Annotated in this window: 6 protein-coding genes; 5 read left to right on the top strand and 1 reads right to left on the bottom strand. The window is 74.8% G+C overall.

Annotated features, from left to right (window positions below):
- Positions 1–3: 3 nt before the first annotated feature.
- Positions 4–1,560 (top strand): ABC transporter substrate-binding protein, encoded by a 1,557-nt coding sequence (locus ACH4ZX_RS17525; protein WP_398273235.1) that lies wholly within the window; start codon positions 4–6, stop codon positions 1,558–1,560.
- Positions 1,561–1,625: 65 nt separating this feature from the next.
- Positions 1,626–1,760, top strand: coding sequence for a hypothetical protein (locus ACH4ZX_RS17520; protein WP_398273015.1), 135 nt, complete (start codon positions 1,626–1,628; stop codon positions 1,758–1,760).
- On the opposite strand, the gene ACH4ZX_RS17515 is transcribed toward ACH4ZX_RS17520, so the two are convergent.
- The gene (locus tag ACH4ZX_RS17515; RefSeq protein WP_398273013.1) at positions 1,748–3,298 is read right to left on the bottom strand and encodes a N,N-dimethylformamidase beta subunit family domain-containing protein; all 1,551 of its coding nucleotides are present in this window, start codon (positions 3,296–3,298) and stop codon (positions 1,748–1,750) included. The two genes, ACH4ZX_RS17520 and ACH4ZX_RS17515, sit on opposite strands and share 13 nt — an antisense overlap.
- A gap of 425 nt (positions 3,299–3,723) precedes the next feature.
- On the opposite strand from ACH4ZX_RS17515, the gene ACH4ZX_RS17510 reads away from it, so the two are divergent.
- The 3 genes from ACH4ZX_RS17510 (at position 3,724) to ACH4ZX_RS17500 (ending at position 18,935) form a co-directional block, all read left to right on the top strand.
- Complete coding sequence (locus tag ACH4ZX_RS17510; RefSeq protein ID WP_398273011.1) at positions 3,724–9,978, top strand: amino acid adenylation domain-containing protein; 6,255 nt, start codon at positions 3,724–3,726, stop codon at positions 9,976–9,978.
- A 51-nt stretch (positions 9,979–10,029) separates the two neighbouring features.
- A complete protein-coding gene (locus tag ACH4ZX_RS17505; RefSeq protein WP_398273010.1) occupies positions 10,030–17,385 on the top strand; it encodes an amino acid adenylation domain-containing protein in 7,356 nt (2,451 codons plus the stop codon).
- 371 nt (positions 17,386–17,756) lie between these two features.
- Complete coding sequence (locus ACH4ZX_RS17500; protein ID WP_398273008.1) at positions 17,757–18,935, top strand: cytochrome P450; 1,179 nt, start codon at positions 17,757–17,759, stop codon at positions 18,933–18,935.
- Positions 18,936–18,988 lie beyond the last annotated feature (53 nt).

The raw sequence follows: 18,988 nt of genomic DNA, 5'->3' as shown, positions 1-18,988 counted from the left end.
CCGATGAGAACGGCCCGTATACGCATCCTTGCCGGCTTGCTCGCACTCACCGGAGTCGCGGCAACGGGCTGGCTGCTGCTGCCGTCGGACGAGCAACCGGGAAAAGCAATCAAGGTCGGCACGACGGACGCCGCTACGTCCCTCGACCCAGCCGGCGGCTACGACGCCGGCTCCCTGGCCCTGTACAGCAACGTGTTTCAGACGCTGCTGACCCTCGAGACCGGCGGCGCCGAGCCCGTACCGGACGCAGCCAAGAGTTGCGCCTTCGTCGCCGCAGACCTGCGCACCTACCGCTGCGAACTGCGCGACGGGATCACCTTCCCCAGTGGACGCGCCATGACGGCCAAGGACGTGAAGTTCTCCTTCGAACGCGTCAAGAAGATCAACTCCGATGTCGGCCCGTCGGCCCTGCTCGACACCCTCACCTCGGTAGAGGCCGAAGGACGCATCGTCACCTTCCACCTGTCCTCCCCGGACACCACGTTCCCCTTCAAGGTGGCCACCGGGGCGGGCTCGATCGTCGACTCGACCAAATACCCGGACGACGCCCTGCGCACCGGTGACGAGATCGACGGCACGGGCCCGTACACCCTGAGCTCCCACGTCAAGGGCGAAAAGGTGGTGCTGTCGCCCAACGCCCACTACAAGGGCGCCGCGAAGGAGTCCGGCCGGCCCGTCGAGCTGCGCTACTACAGCACTCCCGGCGCCCTCGACAGCGCCTGGAAGAGCCGCAAGATCGACGTCGCCACCCGGCAACTGCCCCCCAAAGCCCTCGCCGACCTGGACCCCAGCGACCCCGGACAACACGTATCGGAAGCCACCAGCTCCGAAACCCGCAACCTCTATCTCAACGTCCGAGAAGGGAAACCGCTGCACGACCTCAGGGTCCGGCAAGCCTTGGCCTGGCTGATCGACCGTCCCCGACTCGCGGTCACCCTCTACGGGGGCACCGTCGACCCGCTCTACTCACTCATCCCTGCGGGCATCATCGGCCACGCCACCTCCTTCTTCGACCACTACCCCAGACCGGACATCGGCAAGGCGCGTCAACTGCTCACCGAGGCCGGTGTGACCCTGCCGGTGCACTTCACCTACAGCTATGCCGAGGGCCGCGGTGCCGCCGCCGAAGAGGCCGCGGAAATCAAACGGCAGCTCGAGACCGGCGGCCTGTTCAGAGTCAGACTCAAGGGTTACGACTGGACCGAGTTCCAGAAGCGCTGGGCGGGCGGCACGCTCGACGCTTACGCGGTCGGCTGGGTCGCCGACTACCCCGACCCGGACACCTTCGGCAGCCAGCTCGTCGGCACAGGCGGCACGATGAACACCGGTTACAGCAGCACGACCGTGGACCGGATGATCGCCGCGAGCCAACGCTACGCCGACCGGGCAAAGGCCGACGACACCCTGACAAAGCTGCAAGAGGCCGTCGCTCGCGATGTCCCTGTCATCCCCCTGTGGCAGGCAAAGGAGTACGTCGTCACCAGTGAAGACGTCGGCGGCGGCGAGTACTTGTCGGACGGCACGGGCGCATTCCGCCTGTGGCGCCTGACCTGGCTCTGACCTCACAACAACCTGCATGCTCCCCTTCAGGAAGTGGCCGGACATCGCCGGACCTCGATCCGCTGATGCAGTCTCCGGGCCGCGACCTCGAACACTGGCGCACCGAGCGCGGCTTCACCGCGCTCGCGCTCGCCGAGCGTGCCGGTGTCAGCCGCGGGTCGCTCATCCCGAAACCGTCCACGGGCGGTCAGCTTCCGTAGACGCGGCTCACGTTGTCGCGCGGGGCGGGCCGGGAACCGCGGGCCGGTCCCGCGGCGAAGCCGTTCAGCAGGTTCTCCGTGACCTTGGTGACGAACTTTCTGGTGCGGGTGTCCATCGAGTGGTCGCGGCCGCCCTCGGCGGTCCCGGCCATCAGACCCTCCACCCAGCGCATCGTTCCCGTCGCGAAGACACCCGCGCCGCTGGGCACCGTGTAGTACGCCGAGTCCGCATGGCTGGGGCGGCCTTTGCACACCAGCGGGGAGTGGGCCACGATCTCGATCGGCTCCGGGGTCGGGAAGCCCTGGGCGACCCGGTCGTACTCGACCCCGACCAGGTGCGCGAAGCTGTCGCCCTGCCGCACCCCGGTGCCCCGGAAGACCCAGTGCCCGGCGTTCTCCACCCGGTAGGGGGCATCGGTGGGGAAGCCCTCGTAGATCACGCCGGTCAGCGAGGACTCCGGGTCGGCGCCGGGCCCGACGCGGAAGTCGGTGGTGGCCATCGTCGGGTGCCGCTCGAGGTACGGGTCTTGGCGGTAGTCGGTCTTGTGGCAGACCACCGTGCGGACGCCGTCACGCGGGCCGGGCTCCAGACGGACCCGCCGGAAGCAGGTGTTGGCGCCGAGGAAGGCCAGGTTGGTGCCCGCGTCACGGGCCGCCGTGACGTACCGGCGCTGCTCCGGCGTCCAGTACTCGTCGTGGCCGAGTGCCACCACCGTGGTCGCACCGCGCAGCACCCCGGGGTCGAGGTGGACGTCGACGCCGGTGGTGTACGCCAGGGGTATGCCCAGCCGCTCGGCCAGGACCACCGCCGCCCGCTCGTAGACCAGGAACTTCTCCGCGCCGGTCCCGTCGTACGGCCGGTCGAAGCTGACCGCCAGTGACCGGGAGGCGTACGAGCCGTCCTCGCCCGCGTAGAGGCTGTGACCGCCCCACCGGTTGTACGCCTGCCACGTCGCCGGGGCGTGCATGAGCAGGGTCCGGCCCACGGCCGTGGCGGAGCGGACGATCAGCGGGACGTAGCGCTGGTGGCCGTCGTCGGCGTCCAGCCGCAGCAGGTAGGCGCCTTCCGGCCAGCCTTCGGCCCTGACCGTCAGGCTGCGCTCCCAGCCGGCCCGCACGGTCCGGGTGTCCCGGCTCACCGTGCTGCCGCTCTGGACCCGCCCGGGGGTCCGGCCGGACCGCCAGACCAGCCCGGCCTGCGCACCGCCGTACCAGCCCACCCGGAACGCCGAGACGCGGAAATTCCGTGCGGTGGTCGACACGTACAACCCGAACTCCTCACCGGGCCGGACGCTGATCCTGTCCGCGTAGCCCTGGACCGCGTCAGCCGGACCGGCCGACGCGATCTGCCAGTCCGGCTCCGCCGCGACGCTTCGCCGCACCGCACCGGGCCGGTGGGCACGCGGCGCGGCACGGTCGCAGCCGCTCAGTACGGCGGCCGTCATCCCGGCGGCGCCCGCCGCCGCGGCTCCGAGCAAGCGCCGCCGGCGAAGACCGCCGGGATCCTGACGGGCCCCGCCCTCCGGATTGTCAGTCATCGCACCGATCCCGTCCGTTCCGTGCGCTTTTGCCCTGCCGCGACAGCCCGATCCTGTGTCAGCGCACACCACCGGGCAAACCCGGTCCGAGCCGTCCCGGCTGCGCGGCAGGCGCGGACCGGCTGGCCGGAGCCGGGGACGGGCCTTCCGGTTCACCCCTTCGGCCGCTGCCCGGCCGGCGCAGGCAGGACCGGAGCGGTGCCGTGCCGGTCCTCGGTGCGCGCCGCAGCCCGCGCGGTGGGCCGGCCGCGCCGCCGGCGTACGGGTCCCGGGCACCGTCCGGCCGGAACGGCAGGCCGGTCTGCCGGTGGTGCTGCGTCTTCTTCCCTATGGGCCGCGCCGGGCCGGCGGCAGTCTGCTGCCACGACTCGGCTGGGAGGCTCACAGTGACAACAGGCCCGGCCCCCAAGGGGGCACCGAACTACGTGGACACCCGCACGGCATCCTTCGCCCAGCGCCGGCTGTGGTTCCTGGACCAGCTGGCGGGCTCCTCCACCGGATCGATGCTCCCGCTGGTGCTGCGGCTGCGCGGCCCCCTGGACGCGGGCCGGCTGGAGCGGTCGCTGTCCGGGATCGTGGACCGGCACGAGGTGCTGCGCACCCGTTTCACCGCCGTCGACGGCGAGCCGGTGCCGGTGGTCGACCCGCCGGCGGGCGTGATCCTCGAACACACCGAGGCGACCGGCCCGGCCGAACTCTTCGACCGCTGCCTCGGCCGCCCCGTGGACCTGTCCGCGCAGGCCCCGATCCGGGCGACGCTGGCCCGGGTGGCGCCCGAGGAGCACCTGCTGCTCGTCGAGGTGCACCACATCGCCGTGGACGGCTGGTCGTGGGGCGTCCTGCTGGACGAACTCGCCGCCGGCTACCGCGGCGAACCGGTCGCCCCGCCCGCGCTGCGGTACGCCGACCTCGCCCGCGCACAGGCCGAACGCCTCTCCGGCGAGCGCCTGGAGCGCCTGCTCGCGCACTGGCGGGACCGGCTCGCCGGACTCGGCCCGCTCGACCTGCCCACCGACCGGCCACGCCCCCGCGTCTGGGACGGCTCCGGCGACGTCGTCCGCTTCGACCTGCCCGCCGACCTGGTCGCCGCCGTCGACGCCCTGGCCCGGTCCCGGCGCGCCACCCGCTACATGCTGCTGCTCACCGCCTACCAGGCCCTCCTCGGCCACTGGTCGGGCCGTACCGACGTCGCCGTGTGCAGCACCCTCGCCGACCGCGCCCAGCGCGGCGCCGACACGCTGATCGGCCCGCTCGTCAACACCGTCGTCCTGCGCACCGACCTGTCCGGCAGGCCCGGCTTCGCCGCGCTGCTCGACCGGGTGCGCGCCCGGGTCCCGGCCGACCTCGCGCACGCCGAGGCGCCCTTCGACCTCGTCGTCGGCGCGCTCGGCGGCTCCCGCGACCTGTCCCGGCACCCGCTCGCCCAGGCGTCGTTCACCCTGCTCAACAACCCGATCCGGCCGATACGGATACCCGGCCTGGAGGTGACCCTCGTCGAGCCGCCGCTCGCCGAGACCCCGCTGGACGTCTTCCTGGACCTGACCCTGCGCACGGACGGCAGCATCGCCGCCGTCCTGCAGTACGCCACCGCGCTGTTCGACGCCGCCACGATGCGCGCCTTCGCCCGCGCCTACCCGGCACTGCTGCGGGCCGTCCTGGCCGACCCCCAGGCACCCGTGCAGGACCTGGTCCGCGCCCTGCCCACCGGACCCGGGGCGCCGGCCCGTCCCCGCCCCGAGTGGCACCGGGCCGCCGACCGGCCGTCCGGGCCGCCGGCGCCGGTCGCCTTCTCCGGGCGGCCCGACGCGACCGCCCTGCGCTGCGGCGCCGACAGCGTCACCTACGCCGGACTGGACGCGATGACCGGCGGACTCGCCGTCGCGCTGCGCGCGGCCGGAGTCACCGCGGGCACCCCCGTGGGCGTGCTGCTGCGGCGCGGACCGTGGTCGGTCGCCGCCATCGAGGGCATCTGGCGGGCGGGCGGGGCATACGTCCCCCTCGACCCCGAACTCCCCGCCGAAAGGCTGGAGTTCATGGCACGGGAGGCCCGGCTCGGCTGTGTGGTCACCGACCCGGCGACGGCCGGCACCGCCGCCGGACTCGCCCCCGCCACGGTCGACGTCACCGCCGTCGTGCCGGCCGCGGACGGCCCCCGCCACCGGCCCGATCCCCGCGAACTCGCCCACGTCATCTTCACCTCCGGATCCACCGGACGGCCCAAGGCGGTCGGCGTGGAGCACGCGGCGCTCGCCTCCCACGTCGCCGCCGCCCGGCGACGCCTCGGCATCACCGCCGCCGACCGGGTGCTGGCCTTCGCCTCCTTCTCCTTCGACGCCTCCCTCGACCAGGTGCTGCCCGCCCTCACCACCGGCGCCACCGTCGTCATGCGCCCCGACGAACCCTGGCTGCCCACCCAGGTCCCCGAGGTCGTCCGCCGGCACGAGGTGACCGTCGTCAACGTGCCGCCCACGTACTGGTCGGAGCTGACGCTCTCCCTGGACCGCCGACAGGCCGCGGACCTCGCCTCCCTGCGACTGCTCGTCCTCGGCGGCGAGGCCGTCCCGGCCGACACCCTCGCCGCCTGGCGCGCCGCCGTCCCCTGGGTCCGCGTGTGCAACGCCTACGGCCCGACCGAGACCACCGTCACCGCCACCACGTACGACGCCGACGAACCCCCCGAGGACAGCGTGCCCATCGGCAGACCCCTCGGCGACCGTCGCGTGTACGTGGTCGACGCCGACGGTGAACCGGTGCCGGTCGGCGTCTGCGGCGAACTCCTCATCGGCGGCACGGAAGTCGCCCGCGGCTATCTGAACCGGCCCGCGCTGACCGCCGAACGCTTCCTGCCCGACCCCTACGGGCCGCCCGGCGCCCGCCTGTACCGCACCGGCGACCTGGTGCGCTGGCGGGCCGGCGGAGACCTGGAGTTCGTGGGCCGCACCGACGACCAGGTCAAGATTCGCGGCTTCCGCATCGAACTCGGCGAGATCGAGACCGTGCTGCGCGCCTGCCCGCTCGTGGGCGCCGCCGCCGCCCGCCCCGACCGCGCCACCGGACGCAGCCTGACCGGCTACGTCGTACCGGCGCCGGACGCGCCGCGAGTGCCGGACCGGGCGGAGCTGCGCGCCTGGTGCGAGCGCCGGCTGCCGCACTACGCCATCCCCTCCGACTTCGTCGTCCTGGACGCGCTGCCGGTCGGCGTCTCCGGCAAGCTCGACCGCAACGCCCTGCCCGACCCGGTCCGCACCCGCGACGCCGACGACCCCGGGCTCACCGCGCCGCGCGACGAGACGGAGCGGATCGTCGCCGAGGTGTGGGCCGACGTCCTGGGCCTGGACCGGATCGGCATCGACGACAGCTTCTTCGACCTCGGCGGGCACTCGCTGCTCGCCACCATGGCGGTCTCCCGGATCGCCCAGAAGCTGGGCCGCGACATCGAACTGCGCACCGTCTTCGAGAACCCGACCGTCCGCGGCTTCGCCCCCCGGGTGAGCGCCGCGCGCGCCTCCGGCGCGGCCGAGCTGGTACCCGTCGACCGCGACCGGCCGCTGCCGCTGTCCTTCGCCCAGGAACGCCTGTGGTTCCTGGACCGCACCTCCGACCGCGGCGACTCCTACCTGCTGTGGTACTGCTGGCGGGTGCGCGGCGGCCTGGACCGCGCCGCCTGGCAGCAGGCCCTCGACGACCTGGTGGCCCGCCACGAGGTGCTGCGCACGGCGCTGGTCGAGTCCGACGGGCGTCCCGTGCAGCAGGTGTGCGACCCGGTGGGCGTCCCGCTCCAGTGGGAGCCGGCCCCGGCGGGCCCGGACGAGCCCTCCCGCCTGGAGGCGGTGCGCCGGGCCGCCGCGGCGCTCGCCACCCGCCGCTTCGACCTCGCCCGGCCGCCCCTGCTGCGGGCCGGTGTGTGGGAACTGGCCGACGACGACCACGTCGTCCTGCTCGCCCTGCACCACGCCGTCACCGACGGCTGGTCCAAGGGCGTCCTGCTGGACGAACTCGCCCGGCACTACGCGGCCCGCCGCACCGGCCGCGGCGCACAGCTGCCGCCGCTGCCCGTCCAGTACGCCGACTTCGCCGCCTGGCAGCGCGAGCGCGCCGACAGCGGCGGCCTGGAACCCCAACTGGCCTACTGGGAAAGCACACTGGACGGCGCACCCGCCCTCGAGCTGCCCACCGACCGGCCCCGCCCGGCGGTGTTCACCGGCCGGGGCGGCGCCGTCGAGGTCGATCTGCCCGCCCACCTGGTGGAGCGCGTGGACGCGCTCGCCCGCGCCCGCGGCGCCAGCCGCTTCATGGTGCTGCTGGCCGTCGCCCAGGCGGTGCTCGCCCGCTGGACCGGGCAGGCGGACGTATCCGTCGGCACGCCCGTCGCCGGCCGCGGCCGGCTCGAACTGGAGCCGCTCGTCGGCTTCTTCGTCAACACCGTCGTGCTGCGCACGGACCTGTCCGGGCGGCCGACGTTCGCCGGCCTGGTGGACCGGGTGCGGGAGACCGTCCTGGGCGCCTTCGACCACCAGGAGGTGCCCTTCGAACGGGTGGTGGAACGGCTGCGCCCGGAACGCGACCTGTCCCGCAACCCCCTGTTCCAGGTCATGGTGGACGTCCAGGACGCCTCCACGGGCGGCTCCGGCCTGCCGGGAATCGACGCCACCGACTTCACGCTGCCCTGGGGCTCGGCCAAGTTCGACCTGACCGCGACCTTCGTGGTCCGCCCGGACCGGTTCGCGCTCAACGTCGAGTACGCCGCCGACCTGTTCGACCCGGCCACCGCCACCCGGTTCGCCCACCACGTCGGTCGGCTGCTGGAGGCCTTCCTCGCCGATCCCGCGATCCGCGTCGACGAGGCACCGCTGCTCGCGGCCGCCGAGCGCGACCGGCTGGTGGCCGCGGCCGGGGCGGATGCCGCGCCCGCACCCCGGTTCCGGGTCGCGGGCCGGGCGGACACCACCGCCGTCGTCTGCGAGGACACCACCCTCGACCACGCGCGCCTGGACGCCCTGACCGGCGGGCTCGCCGCGGCGCTCGCCGGCGCGGGCGTGGCCGCGGGCGACGCCGTGGGGGTGTGCGTGGGCCGGGGCGTGTGGTCGGTGGCCGCGATGCTCGCCGTGTGGCGGGCGGGCGGCGTGTACGTGCCGCTCGATCCCCGGCTGCCCGAGGAGCGGCTGCGCCACATGCTCCGGGAGGCCGGCGTACGGCACGTGGTGTCCGACGCCCGCACCCGGGACACCGTGACGGCGCTCGGGGCGACGGCGGTCGACGTCCGCGACGTCCGGCCGGACCCCGACGGGCCGCGACACGATCCCGACCCCGGCTCCCTCGCCTACGTCATCTTCACCTCCGGCTCCACCGGGCTGCCCAAGGCCGTCGGCGTGGAACACCACGCGCTGGACGCCCATGTGGCCGCCGCCCGCGAGAGGTTCGCGCTCACCGCGCGGGACCGGGTGCTCACCTTCGCCTCGACCTCGTTCGACGCCTCCCTGGAGCAGATCCTCCCGGCGCTGAGCACCGGGGCGACGGTGATCGTCCGCCCGGACGAGATATGGACCCCCGAGCAGCTCGCCGCCCGCGTCGCGCGGGAGCGGGTGACCGTCATGGAACTCACCCCGTCCTACTGGGCGGAACTGGTCGCCCGCCTGGACACCCTGGCGCCCCGCCTCACCTCGCTGCGGCTGCTGGTCACCGGAGGGGAGGCGCTGCCCGCCGACCCGCTGGAGCGCTGGTTCGCCCACCTGCCCTCGGTCCCGGTGCTCAACACCTACGGGCCCACCGAGGCGGTGATCTCCGCGACCGCGCACACCGTCGACGCACCGCCGCCCGGCCGGGTGCCCATCGGCTGCGCCCTCGGCAGCCGCCGCACCTACGTGGTGGACCCCCTCGGCGAGCCCGTCCCGGACGGCGTTCCCGGCGAACTCCTAGTCGGCGGGCCGGAGTTGGCGCGGGGGTACCTGGGGCGGCCCGCGCTGACCGCCGAGCGGTTCGTGCCCGACCCGTTCGGCCGGCCCGGCGGGCGCCTGTACCGCACCGGCGACGTCGTACGCCGACGGCCCTCGGGGGAGCTGGAGTTCCTCGGCCGCAACGACGACCAGGTCAAGATCCGGGGATTCCGCGTCGAACCCGCGGAGGCCGAGGCGGCGCTGCGCCGGCACCCCGGAGTCACCGGCGCGGCGGTCGTCGTCCGCACCCTGCACGGCGAGGCCGCCCTGGTGGGGTACGCCGCGGGCAGCGGACTGTCGGAGGAGTCCCTGGCCACGCACTGCCGGGCCCATCTGCCGCACTACCTGGTCCCGTCCGCGTTCGTGCTGCTCGACGCCCTGCCGCTGACCGTGCAGGGCAAGCTGGACACCGCGGCCCTGCCCGAGCCCGCCGCCCGCGCACCGCACGCCTTCGTGGCGCCGCGCACCCCCGCCGAGACGGTCGTCGCACAGGTGTGGTGCGAGGTGCTCGACCTGCCCCGGGTCGGCGTCCACGACGACTTCTTCGCCCTGGGCGGCCACTCCCTGCGGGCGGTCGCGGTCGCCTCCCGGCTGCGCACCGCCTTCGACTGCCCGCTGGCCGTCCGCGACCTCTTCGAGCACCCCACCGTGGAGCGGCTGGCCGCCGAAGTGGAGCGCCGGCTGCTGGAGCTGATCTCCACGATGAGCGACGACGAGATCGACCTCTCGCTCACCGCCGACTTCTGAGGGCGCCACCGCCCCGGCCCATAACCCCAGTTCTGAGATCGGAGTGCCCTCATGACCACATCCGACGTGCGACCCGGCCCCCTGTCCCCGGCGAACGCCCCGTCTCCGGCGAACGCCCTGTCCTCGGCGAACGCCCTGTCCCCGGCCGCCCGACGGCTGCTGGAGCAGCGGCTGCGCGGCCACGGCGCCGTACGGGACGACGGGCCCCGCCGGGTCCGCCCCCGCCCGGACCGGATCCCGCTGTCCGCTGCCCAGCAGCGCCTGTACTTCCTCGACCGGCTCGACCCCGGTGCCCACACCTACCTGCTGCCCGCCGCCTGGCGGTTCACCGGCCCGCTGGACGTCCCGGCCCTGCGCGCCGCCGTCGCCGACCTGGTCGCCCGGCACGAGCAGCTGCGGGTCGTCTTCCCCGAGCACGAGGGCATCCCGTACCAGCGCGTCCTGCCCGCCGGCCAGGCGGACCTGGACGTGGTGGAGGCGACCGGGCCGGCCGGCGACGTCCGCGAACGGCGCCTCGCCGCCGCCGTGCACGCCGCCGCCACGCGCCGCTTCGACCTGGCCCGCGAACCCGCCTTCCGGGCCACCCTGGTCCGCGCCGCCGACGACGACCACGTCCTGGTCCTCGCCATGCACCACATCGTGTCCGACGGCTGGTCCCTCGGCCTGATCGTCCGCGACCTCACCGAGCTGTACCGGGCCCGCACCGGGGGCCGCAGCGCGCGGCTGCCCGAACTGCCCCTCGACTACACCGACTACGCCCTCTGGCAGCGGGAGAGCGACCAGTCCGCGGCGCTGGAGCACTGGCGCACCCGGCTGGCCGGCCTCACCCCGCTGGACCTGCCCACGGACCACCCCCGCCCCGACACCCCCGGCAGCCTCGGCGCCACCCACACCCTCACGCTGTCCCCCGAGCTGACCGAAGCGCTCGACGCCCTCGGCCGGCAGGCCGGCACCACGCCGTACATGACGGTGCTGGCCGCCTTCCAGGCCGCGCTGGCCTTCCACAGCGGACAGCGCGACATCGCCGTCGGCACCGTGGTCGCCAACCGGGAGCGGGCCGAGACCGAGCAGCTCGTCGGATTCTTCGTCAACACCCTCGTGCTGCGCGGCGACTTCTCCGACGACCCGACCCCGGCCACGCTGCTCGCGCGCACCCGGGAGCGGGTCCTGGAGGCGTTCTCGCACCAGTCGCTGCCGTTCGAGCAGGTCGTCGACGCGCTCAGCCCGGACCGCGACCTCGCCCGCAACCCGCTCGTCCAGGTCCTCTACACGCACACCGACGCCACCGGCGCGGACCTCGCCCTGGGCGAGGCGGACGGGACGCCGTACCGGATCGACCTCACCACCGCCAAGTTCGACCTCACCCTGGACCTGCGGGACGGCGGCGGGCGCACCGACCTCGTCTTCGTGTACCGGCCCGAGCTGTTCGAGGAGTCCTCCGTCGCCGCCCTGGCCCGGCACACCGCCGCCCTGCTGGAGGCGTTCCGCGCCACCCCCGACCTGCCGCTCAGCGCCGTCGACCCCCTCACCCCGGCCGAACGCGCCCACCTGCTCGGCCCCGACGGGCCCGCGAACACCGGCCACTCCCTCGCGCCCGCCCCGCGCACCGCCCCGGACCGGCTCGCCGAGCACGTCCGCCGCACCCCGCACGCGGCCGCCGTCAGCGGATCGGGACGCACCCTGACGTACGCCGGGCTCGACGCCGCCGCGAGCGGTCTGGCGCGCCGGCTGCGCGCCGCCGGGGTGACCCCCGGCTCCCTCGTCGGCGTCTGCCTCGACCGCACCCCCGACCTGGCCGTGGCGCTGCTCGCGGTGTGGCGGGCCGGCGCCGCCTACCTGCCGCTCGACCCCTCCCACCCGCCGGCCCGCCGCGCCTTCACCGTCACCGACTCCGGCATCGACCTGGTCGTCACCGACACCGCCACCCGCCCCGCCGTGGAGGACCTGCCCGTCCGGCTCGTCGTCCTCGACGCCGAGCCGGCCGACGCGCCGGAGGACGCGACGGACGTGCCGGAGGACGCGACGGACGTGCCGGACCCGGGCGACGACATGCTGCCGCGGCCCGACGACCTCGCCTACGTCATCTACACCTCCGGCTCCACCGGCCGCCCCAAGGGCGTCGAACTCACCCACGCCAACCTGGCCTGGCTGCTCGACGCCGCCGACCGGCACTTCGAGTTCGGGCCCGCCGACGTGTGGACGCTGATGCACTCACCCGCCTTCGACTTCTCCGTGTGGGAACTGTGGGCGCCGCTCACCAGCGGCGGACGCGTCGTCGTCCTCACCGGCGACGAGGTGCGCGACCCGGCCGCCGTGCACCGGGTGCTGCGCGAGGAGCGGGTCACCGTCCTCAACCAGACCCCGGCCGCCTTCAAGGGCCTGCGCGCCCATCTCGCCGACGCCGGCGCCGGCTTTTGCGACCTCGCGCTGCGCACGGTGGTCTTCGGCGGCGACGCCTTCGACGTCCGCGACTACCGCGACTGGTTCACCGCCCCCGGGCCCCGGCCCGCCCTGGTGAACATGTACGGCATCACCGAGACCACCGTGCACGTCACCATCCGCACCATCACCGAGGAGGACGTCGACGGGACGGTCCGCTCACCCATCGGCCGTCCGCTCGCCGGACAGCACGGCTACGTCCTCGACCCCTGGGGCCGGCTCGTGCCGCACGGCAGCGTGGGCGAGCTGTACGTCGCCGGCGGCGGCGTGGCCCGCGGCTACCGCAACCGCCCCGAACTGACCGCCGAACGCTTCCTGGACGACCCCTTCGGCCCGCCCGGCGCCCGCATGTACCGCACCGGCGACCTGGTCCGGGTGCTGCCCGATGGCCAGCTGGCCTATGTCGGCCGCGCCGACCACCAGGTGAAGATCCGCGGCTACCGCATCGAACCCGGCGAGATCGAGACCGCCCTGCGCGCCCTGCCCGGCGTCGCCGACGTGGCCGTGGTGGCCCGCCGCGACGGCGGCACCGCCCGCCTGGTCGCCCACGTCGTCACCCCCGAGGGCCGCCCGCTCGACCCGCCCGCCCTGCGCGCGGGCCTCAGGCTGACCCTGCCCGACTACATGGTCCCGGCCCTGTTCGTCCGCCACGAGCGGCTGCCGCTGACCGCCAACGGCAAGGTGGACCGGGCCGCGCTCACCGCCGTCGCACCCGCCGCCACGCAGCGGCGCACGCACGTCCCGCCCGAGGGCCCGGTGGAGCAGGCCCTGGCCGGGGTGTGGGGCCAGGTGCTCGGGGCCGAACACGTCAGCCGCACCGACAACTTCTTCGACCTCGGCGGCGACTCCATCCTGGCCCTGCGCCTGGTCGGCCTCGGCCGCCTGGCCGGGCTCGGCTTCACCGTCGCCGACGTGTTCCGCGCCCGCACCCTGGCCGACCTGGCCGCACTCGTCACCGACGCGGCCGACGCCCCGGAACCGGTCGCGCCGTTCTCCCAGCTCGACCCCGCCGACGCCGGCCGGCTGCCCGACGGGCTCGCGGACGCCTACCCGCTCACCATGCTCCAGGCGGGCATGCTGCACGAGATGCTCGCCGACCCCCGCCGCGGCGCCTACCACAACGTCACCGACCTGAAGATCACCGTGCCCGAGGGCTTCGACCTCGACGCCTTCCAGGCCGCCGTGGACGCGGTGGTCGCCGGACACCCCATCCTGCGCACCTCGGTCGACCTCGTCACCTACCGCGAACCCCTCCAGCTCGTCCACCGCACCGCCCACCTGCCCGTCGGCTACACCGACCTGCGCGGACTGGACCGCGACGAACAGCGGGCACGGCTGCGCCGGTTCGTCGACGAGGAGTTCGAGCGCCGCTTCGACCTCGCCGCCGCGCCCCTGGTCCGCATCCACCTGCACCACATCACCGACCACGACCTGCGGCTCGTCCTCACCGACTGCCACGTCGTCCTGGACGGCTGGAGCCTGACCTCCCTGGTCGCCGACCTGCTCGCGCTGCACCGCGAGGCCGTCGCCCACCGCACCGCCCCCCGGCCGCCCGAGGCCCCGGCCTTCGCCGAGTACGTCGCCCTGGAACGCGCGGCCCTCGGCAGCGAGGAGTCCCTGGACTACTGGCGCGAACGGCTCGCCGAGCTGCGCCCGGTGACCTTCCGCCGGCGTCCCGCGGGCGAGTCCGACGGACGGCCGCCCGTGCACGAGGTCCGCCGCTCCTACGCCCACCTCGCCGAGGGCATCGGCGCGCTGGCCAGGAAGGCCGGCGTGCCCCGCCGTACCGTGCTGATCACGGCCTTCCACCACACCATGAGCCTGTTCGCCGACCGCGACGACAGCGTGTCCGGCCACAGCATCGGCCTGGTCACCAACGGCCGGCCCGAGGTGCCCGGCGCCGACCGGATGCGCGGACTGTTCCTCAACACCGTGCCGTTCGGCGTGTCCCGCCCACGCACCGACTGGCTCGCCTACCTGCGGGACGTCTTCGCCGCCGAGCAGGAGATGCTCCCGCACCGCAGGGTGCCGCTCGTCCGCATTGCACAACTGCGGCCCACCGAGCCGAGTCTGACCGACGCGGTCTTCAACTACGTCAACTTCCACCGGCTTTCGCACGACTCCTGGGACGACTCCCTGGAGATCGCCCGCACCATGTTCCCGCTGCTGGTGAACGCGAGCGTCAACGCCTTCACCCTGGACGCCGATCCCGCGTTCGTCGCACCCGCCACCGCCGAGCAACTGGCCGACGTGTACTGCGCCCAGCTGGCGGCCATGGTGGCCGAGCCGCACGCCCGGGTCACCCGGCCCGCGCTCACCGGCGCGGCCCGTGCCACCGCCCTCGACGTGTGGGCGCGCGGACCGGAACTCCCCGCCTCCCCGCTGCTGTTCCACCAGCACGTCGCCGGCCACGCCGCCCGGACCCCGCACGCGGTCGCCGTCGAGCACCTGGGGCAGCCGCTGACCTACGGCGAACTCCACGAGCAGGCGGAGCAGTTGGCGCACCGGCTGCGGCAGCTCGGGGTGGGCCCGGAGACGGTGGTCGGCATCTGCGTCGAACGCGGCCCCGACCTGGTGCGCGCCGCTCTCGGCGTGCTCCGCTCGGGTGGCGCCTTCCTGCCGCTGGACCCGCAACACCCCACCGAGCGGCTGGCGTTCATGGCCGAGGACAGCGGAATGCGGGTGCTGCTGACCCAGCGGGCGCTGGACGGGACCGTGCCCTTCGGCGGACCCGTGATCCACCTGGACGCCCCGGCGGAGCCGGTGGACCAAATCCCCGGCGCCTTCGGTGCGGAGCCGGACGCCTCCGGCGCGGAGCCGGACGCCGACACCCTCGCCTACATCATCTACACCTCCGGCTCCACCGGCACCCCCAAGGGCGTGGCGATACCGCACCGGGGCCTGTCCAACATGATCGAGGGCCAGCGCGACCTGGTGCGCCCCACCCCCGAAGACCGGGTGCTGCAGTTCGCCTCCTTCGGCTTCGACGCCTCGATCCTGGAACTGACCTGGTCCCTCGCCAACGGCGGCCGGCTGGTCACCGCGCCCAAGGAGGACCTGCGCCCCGGCCCCGACCTGGCCCGCACCCTGCGCGAGGCGCACGTCAGCTGCGCCATGCTGCCGCCCAGCGCCCTCGCCGTGCTCGGCGACGACGGCTTCCCCGGCCTCCGGGTGCTCCAGGTGGCCGGTGAGGCGTGCCCGGCCGAACTGGCCGACGTATGGGCCCGCGGCCGGCGCTTCCACAACGTCTACGGCCTGACCGAGACCTCCGTGTGGTCCGTCGCCGCCGAACTCAGCCCCGGCCAGGGCACCCCGCCCATCGGCACGCCCATCCGCAACACCCGCATCCACGTCCTGGACGACGACCTCCAGCCGGTCCCGGTCGGCGTACCCGGTGAGATCTACCTCGGTGGGCAGGCCGTGGGCCGCGGCTACCTCGGCCGGCCCGCGCTCACCGCCGCCACCTACGTCCCCGACCCCTACGGCGCGCCCGGCGAACGGCTGTGCCGCACCGGCGACCTCGGCACCCACCGGCCCGACGGCTCGGTGGAGTGGCTCGGGCGCCGCGACTCGCAGGTGAAGCTGCGCGGCTTCCGTATCGAACTCGGCGAGATCGAGCACGCGCTGCGGCAGCTGCCGGAGGTCCGCCAGGCCGTCGTCCTGCACCGCACCGACCTGCCCGGCGAACCCGCCCTGGTCGCCTACCTCGTCGTACACGGCCCGGAGCGGCCCGCCCCCGAGGAACTGCGCCGCGCGCTGCGCTCCTCGCTGCCCGGCTACATGCTGCCCGCCCGGTTCGTCGTCCTCGACGAGATGCCGGTCAACCGCAGCGGCAAGATCGACAAACGGGCCCTGCCGCTGCCGCCGGCCGAGCTCGACCGGCGCGACGCCGAGTACGTGGCCCCGGCCACCCCGGCGGAGAAGATCCTCGCCGAGATCTGGCGCGAGGTGCTCGGACTGTCCCGCATCGGCGTCCACGACGACTTCTTCCGCATCGGCGGCAGCTCGCTGTCCACCGTCCGGGTCTCCCTGATGGCCGCCGGGCGCGGGCTCGCGGTCTCCGTCGGCGACCTGATCGAGCACCCGACCATCGCCCAGCTCGCCGCGCACGCCACCCGGACCGCGGGGGAGGGGCTGCCCGCCGCCGTCACCTCCGAGGTGCGGCTGCGCCCCGGCACGGGCGAGCCCCTGTGGTGCGTGCACCCCACCGGCGGCAGCGCCGCCTGGTTCGTGCCGCTCGCCCGCGCCCTGCCGCCCGGCAGGCCCGTGCACGCCTTCCAGGCGCGCGGGCTGCTCGGCGGGATCGACCCGAGCACGGTGAGCGGCATCGCCGCCAACTACGTCGCCGAGATCACCGACCGGGAGGGCACGGGCCCGCACGCCCTGCTCGGCTGGTCCATGGGCGCCAACATCGCCCTGGAGATGGCCACCCAGCTGCACCGCGCCGGTCACGAGACCGCGCCGCTGGTCCTGATCGAGCCGTACCTGCCCAACAGCGCCGCCCGCGCCCGGCTGAACGGCGTCACCCAGGACCTGCGCACCGCCCAGCGCCTGCGCGACAGGCTGCGCGGGATGCCGCCGTCCCCGCAGCGCGACCGAGCCACGGCGGAACTGACCGCCACCCTGCTCGGCGCCGGCATGAGCCCCGCCGAGGCGGCCCTGGTCGAGGGCGCGCCGATCGAGGTGTGGCACTCGCTGCTGGCCGCGCTCGCCGCCTACGAGGTCCGCCCCTACCCCGGCCACATCCACCTCGTGGTCGGCAGCGAGGCCGCCGGACTGCCGCGCGGCCGCACGATGCCCGGTCTGGACGTCGACTACGACACCTACGTCGAACGCTGGCGCGAGACGGCCGGCGGCGGGCTCACCCTGCACATCAGCGACGGCGACCACATGTCGATGATGGCCGAGCCGAGGGTGGCCGGCATCGCCGCACTGGTCGCCGCCCTCGAGACGGAGACCACCCGATGACCCCCCTGGCCCCCACCCGCACGCCCACCCCGGCCCCAGCTTCGGGCTCCGTCCCGGGCCCGGCCTCGGGCTCCGTCCCGGGCCCGGCCTCGGCCCCGGCCCCGGGCTCGGTCCCGGGCTCGGTCCCGGTCCAGGGCTCGGCTCCCGCCTCGGCCCCGGGCTCGGTCCCGGTCCAGGGCTCGGCTCCCGCCTCGGCCCCGGCCCCGGCCCCGGCCTCGGCCCCGGCCTCGGGCTCGGCCTCGGGCTCGGTCCCGGTCCCGGGCCCGGCCTCGGGCTCGGCCCCGGCTCCGGCCTCGGGCCCGGCTCCGGGCTCGGCCCCGGCCTCGACCGCAGCCCCCGTCTTCGCGGAGCGGTACCTGCTCTCGCCGGACATGGTCGCCGATCCCTACGGGCACCTCGATGCCCTGCGTGAGCACGCGCCGGTGCACTGGAGCCCGATGCACCACGCATGGCTCGTCAGCGGCTACGACCAGGTGATGCGCTGCCTTCGCGACCCCGCCGTCTCCGCCGATCGCGTACGGCCCCTGATGGACGCCGTCCCGCAGGGCGCCCGCGAGGACGCCGAACGGGCCTTCGGGATCCTGTCCCGCTGGATGGTGTTCAACGACCCGCCGCAGCACCGCAGACTGCGCCAGGTCTTCCAGGAGGCGTTTGCGGCGCGGGCGGTGGCCCGCTACCGCACCTTCACCGAGAAGGCCACCCGCGCCGTCCTGGCCCGCAAGGCGGTCCCCGGCCGCGACGGCGACCTCATGGCCGACGTGGCGAAGCCGCTGCCCGCGCTGGTCTTCGCCCGCTGGCTCGGCATCCCGCGCACCGACGCCCCCTCCTTCTGGTACTGGAACGCCCGCGTCGCCGACCTCGTCCTCGGCACCGCGCAGGAGGAGAGCGAGTTCCGGGCCTCCCTGCAGGCGCTCGTGAGCCTGGAGGACTACCTCGCCGCCCTCGTCGCCCGGCGCCGCGCCGAACCCGCCGACGACCTGATCAGCCAGGTGCTGCGGGAGGGCCGGGTGGGCGAGTCGGTCACCGAGGAGGAGTTCGTCGGCATGCTCACCCAGATGGCGTTCGCCGGCGGGGAGACCACCAGCAACCTGATCGCGAACACCGTCCTGGCCCTGCACACCCGCCCGGGCGCCCTCGCGGCCGTCCGCGAGGACCCCCGGCTGGCGCAGGGCGCCGTGGAGGAGACACTGCGGCTGGACGGGCCGTCGAAGATGTCGATCCGCACCGCCGCCCGCGACTTCGAGCTCGACGGCCGCACGCTGCGCGCCGGTGACCGGATCTTCCTGGTCACGGCCGCCGCCAACCGCGACCCGGCGCGCTTCCCCGACCCCGGCCGGTTCGACGTCCGGCGCAGCGGCGCCACCCACCTCGGCTTCGGCTTCGGCGCCCACTTCTGCATCGGCGCCGCACTGGCCCGGCTGGTCGCCGTGGCCGCCGTCGAAACCCTGGTCCGCGACCACCCGGACCTCACCCTGGACGACCCCGCCCGGCTCACCTGGCAGCCCTCCCTCCTCAACCGCAGTCTCACCGCCCTGCCCGTCCGCTACTGACCGGCCCCCGGACGCGTCCGCACGACGACGCGACGACACGACGAAAGGCACAC

Source organism: Streptomyces sp. NPDC020490 (assembly GCF_044335305.1).
Taxonomy (GTDB): domain Bacteria; phylum Actinomycetota; class Actinomycetes; order Streptomycetales; family Streptomycetaceae; genus Streptomyces.
Note: the sequence above shows the minus strand (reverse complement) of the source record. Positions and strands in the feature narration are given on the sequence as shown.

Excerpts from the sequence above, each read along its gene's own strand:
- ACH4ZX_RS17525 (WP_398273235.1), top strand. The coding sequence starts at position 4 with ATGAGAACGGCCCGTATACGCATCCTTGCCGGCTTGCTCGCACTCACC.
- ACH4ZX_RS17520 (WP_398273015.1), top strand. The coding sequence starts at position 1,626 with ATGCAGTCTCCGGGCCGCGACCTCGAACACTGGCGCACCGAGCGCGGC.
- ACH4ZX_RS17515 (WP_398273013.1), bottom strand. The coding sequence starts at position 3,298 with ATGACTGACAATCCGGAGGGCGGGGCCCGTCAGGATCCCGGCGGTCTT.
- ACH4ZX_RS17505 (WP_398273010.1), top strand. The coding sequence starts at position 10,030 with ATGACCACATCCGACGTGCGACCCGGCCCCCTGTCCCCGGCGAACGCC.
- ACH4ZX_RS17500 (WP_398273008.1), top strand. The coding sequence starts at position 17,757 with ATGGTCGCCGATCCCTACGGGCACCTCGATGCCCTGCGTGAGCACGCG.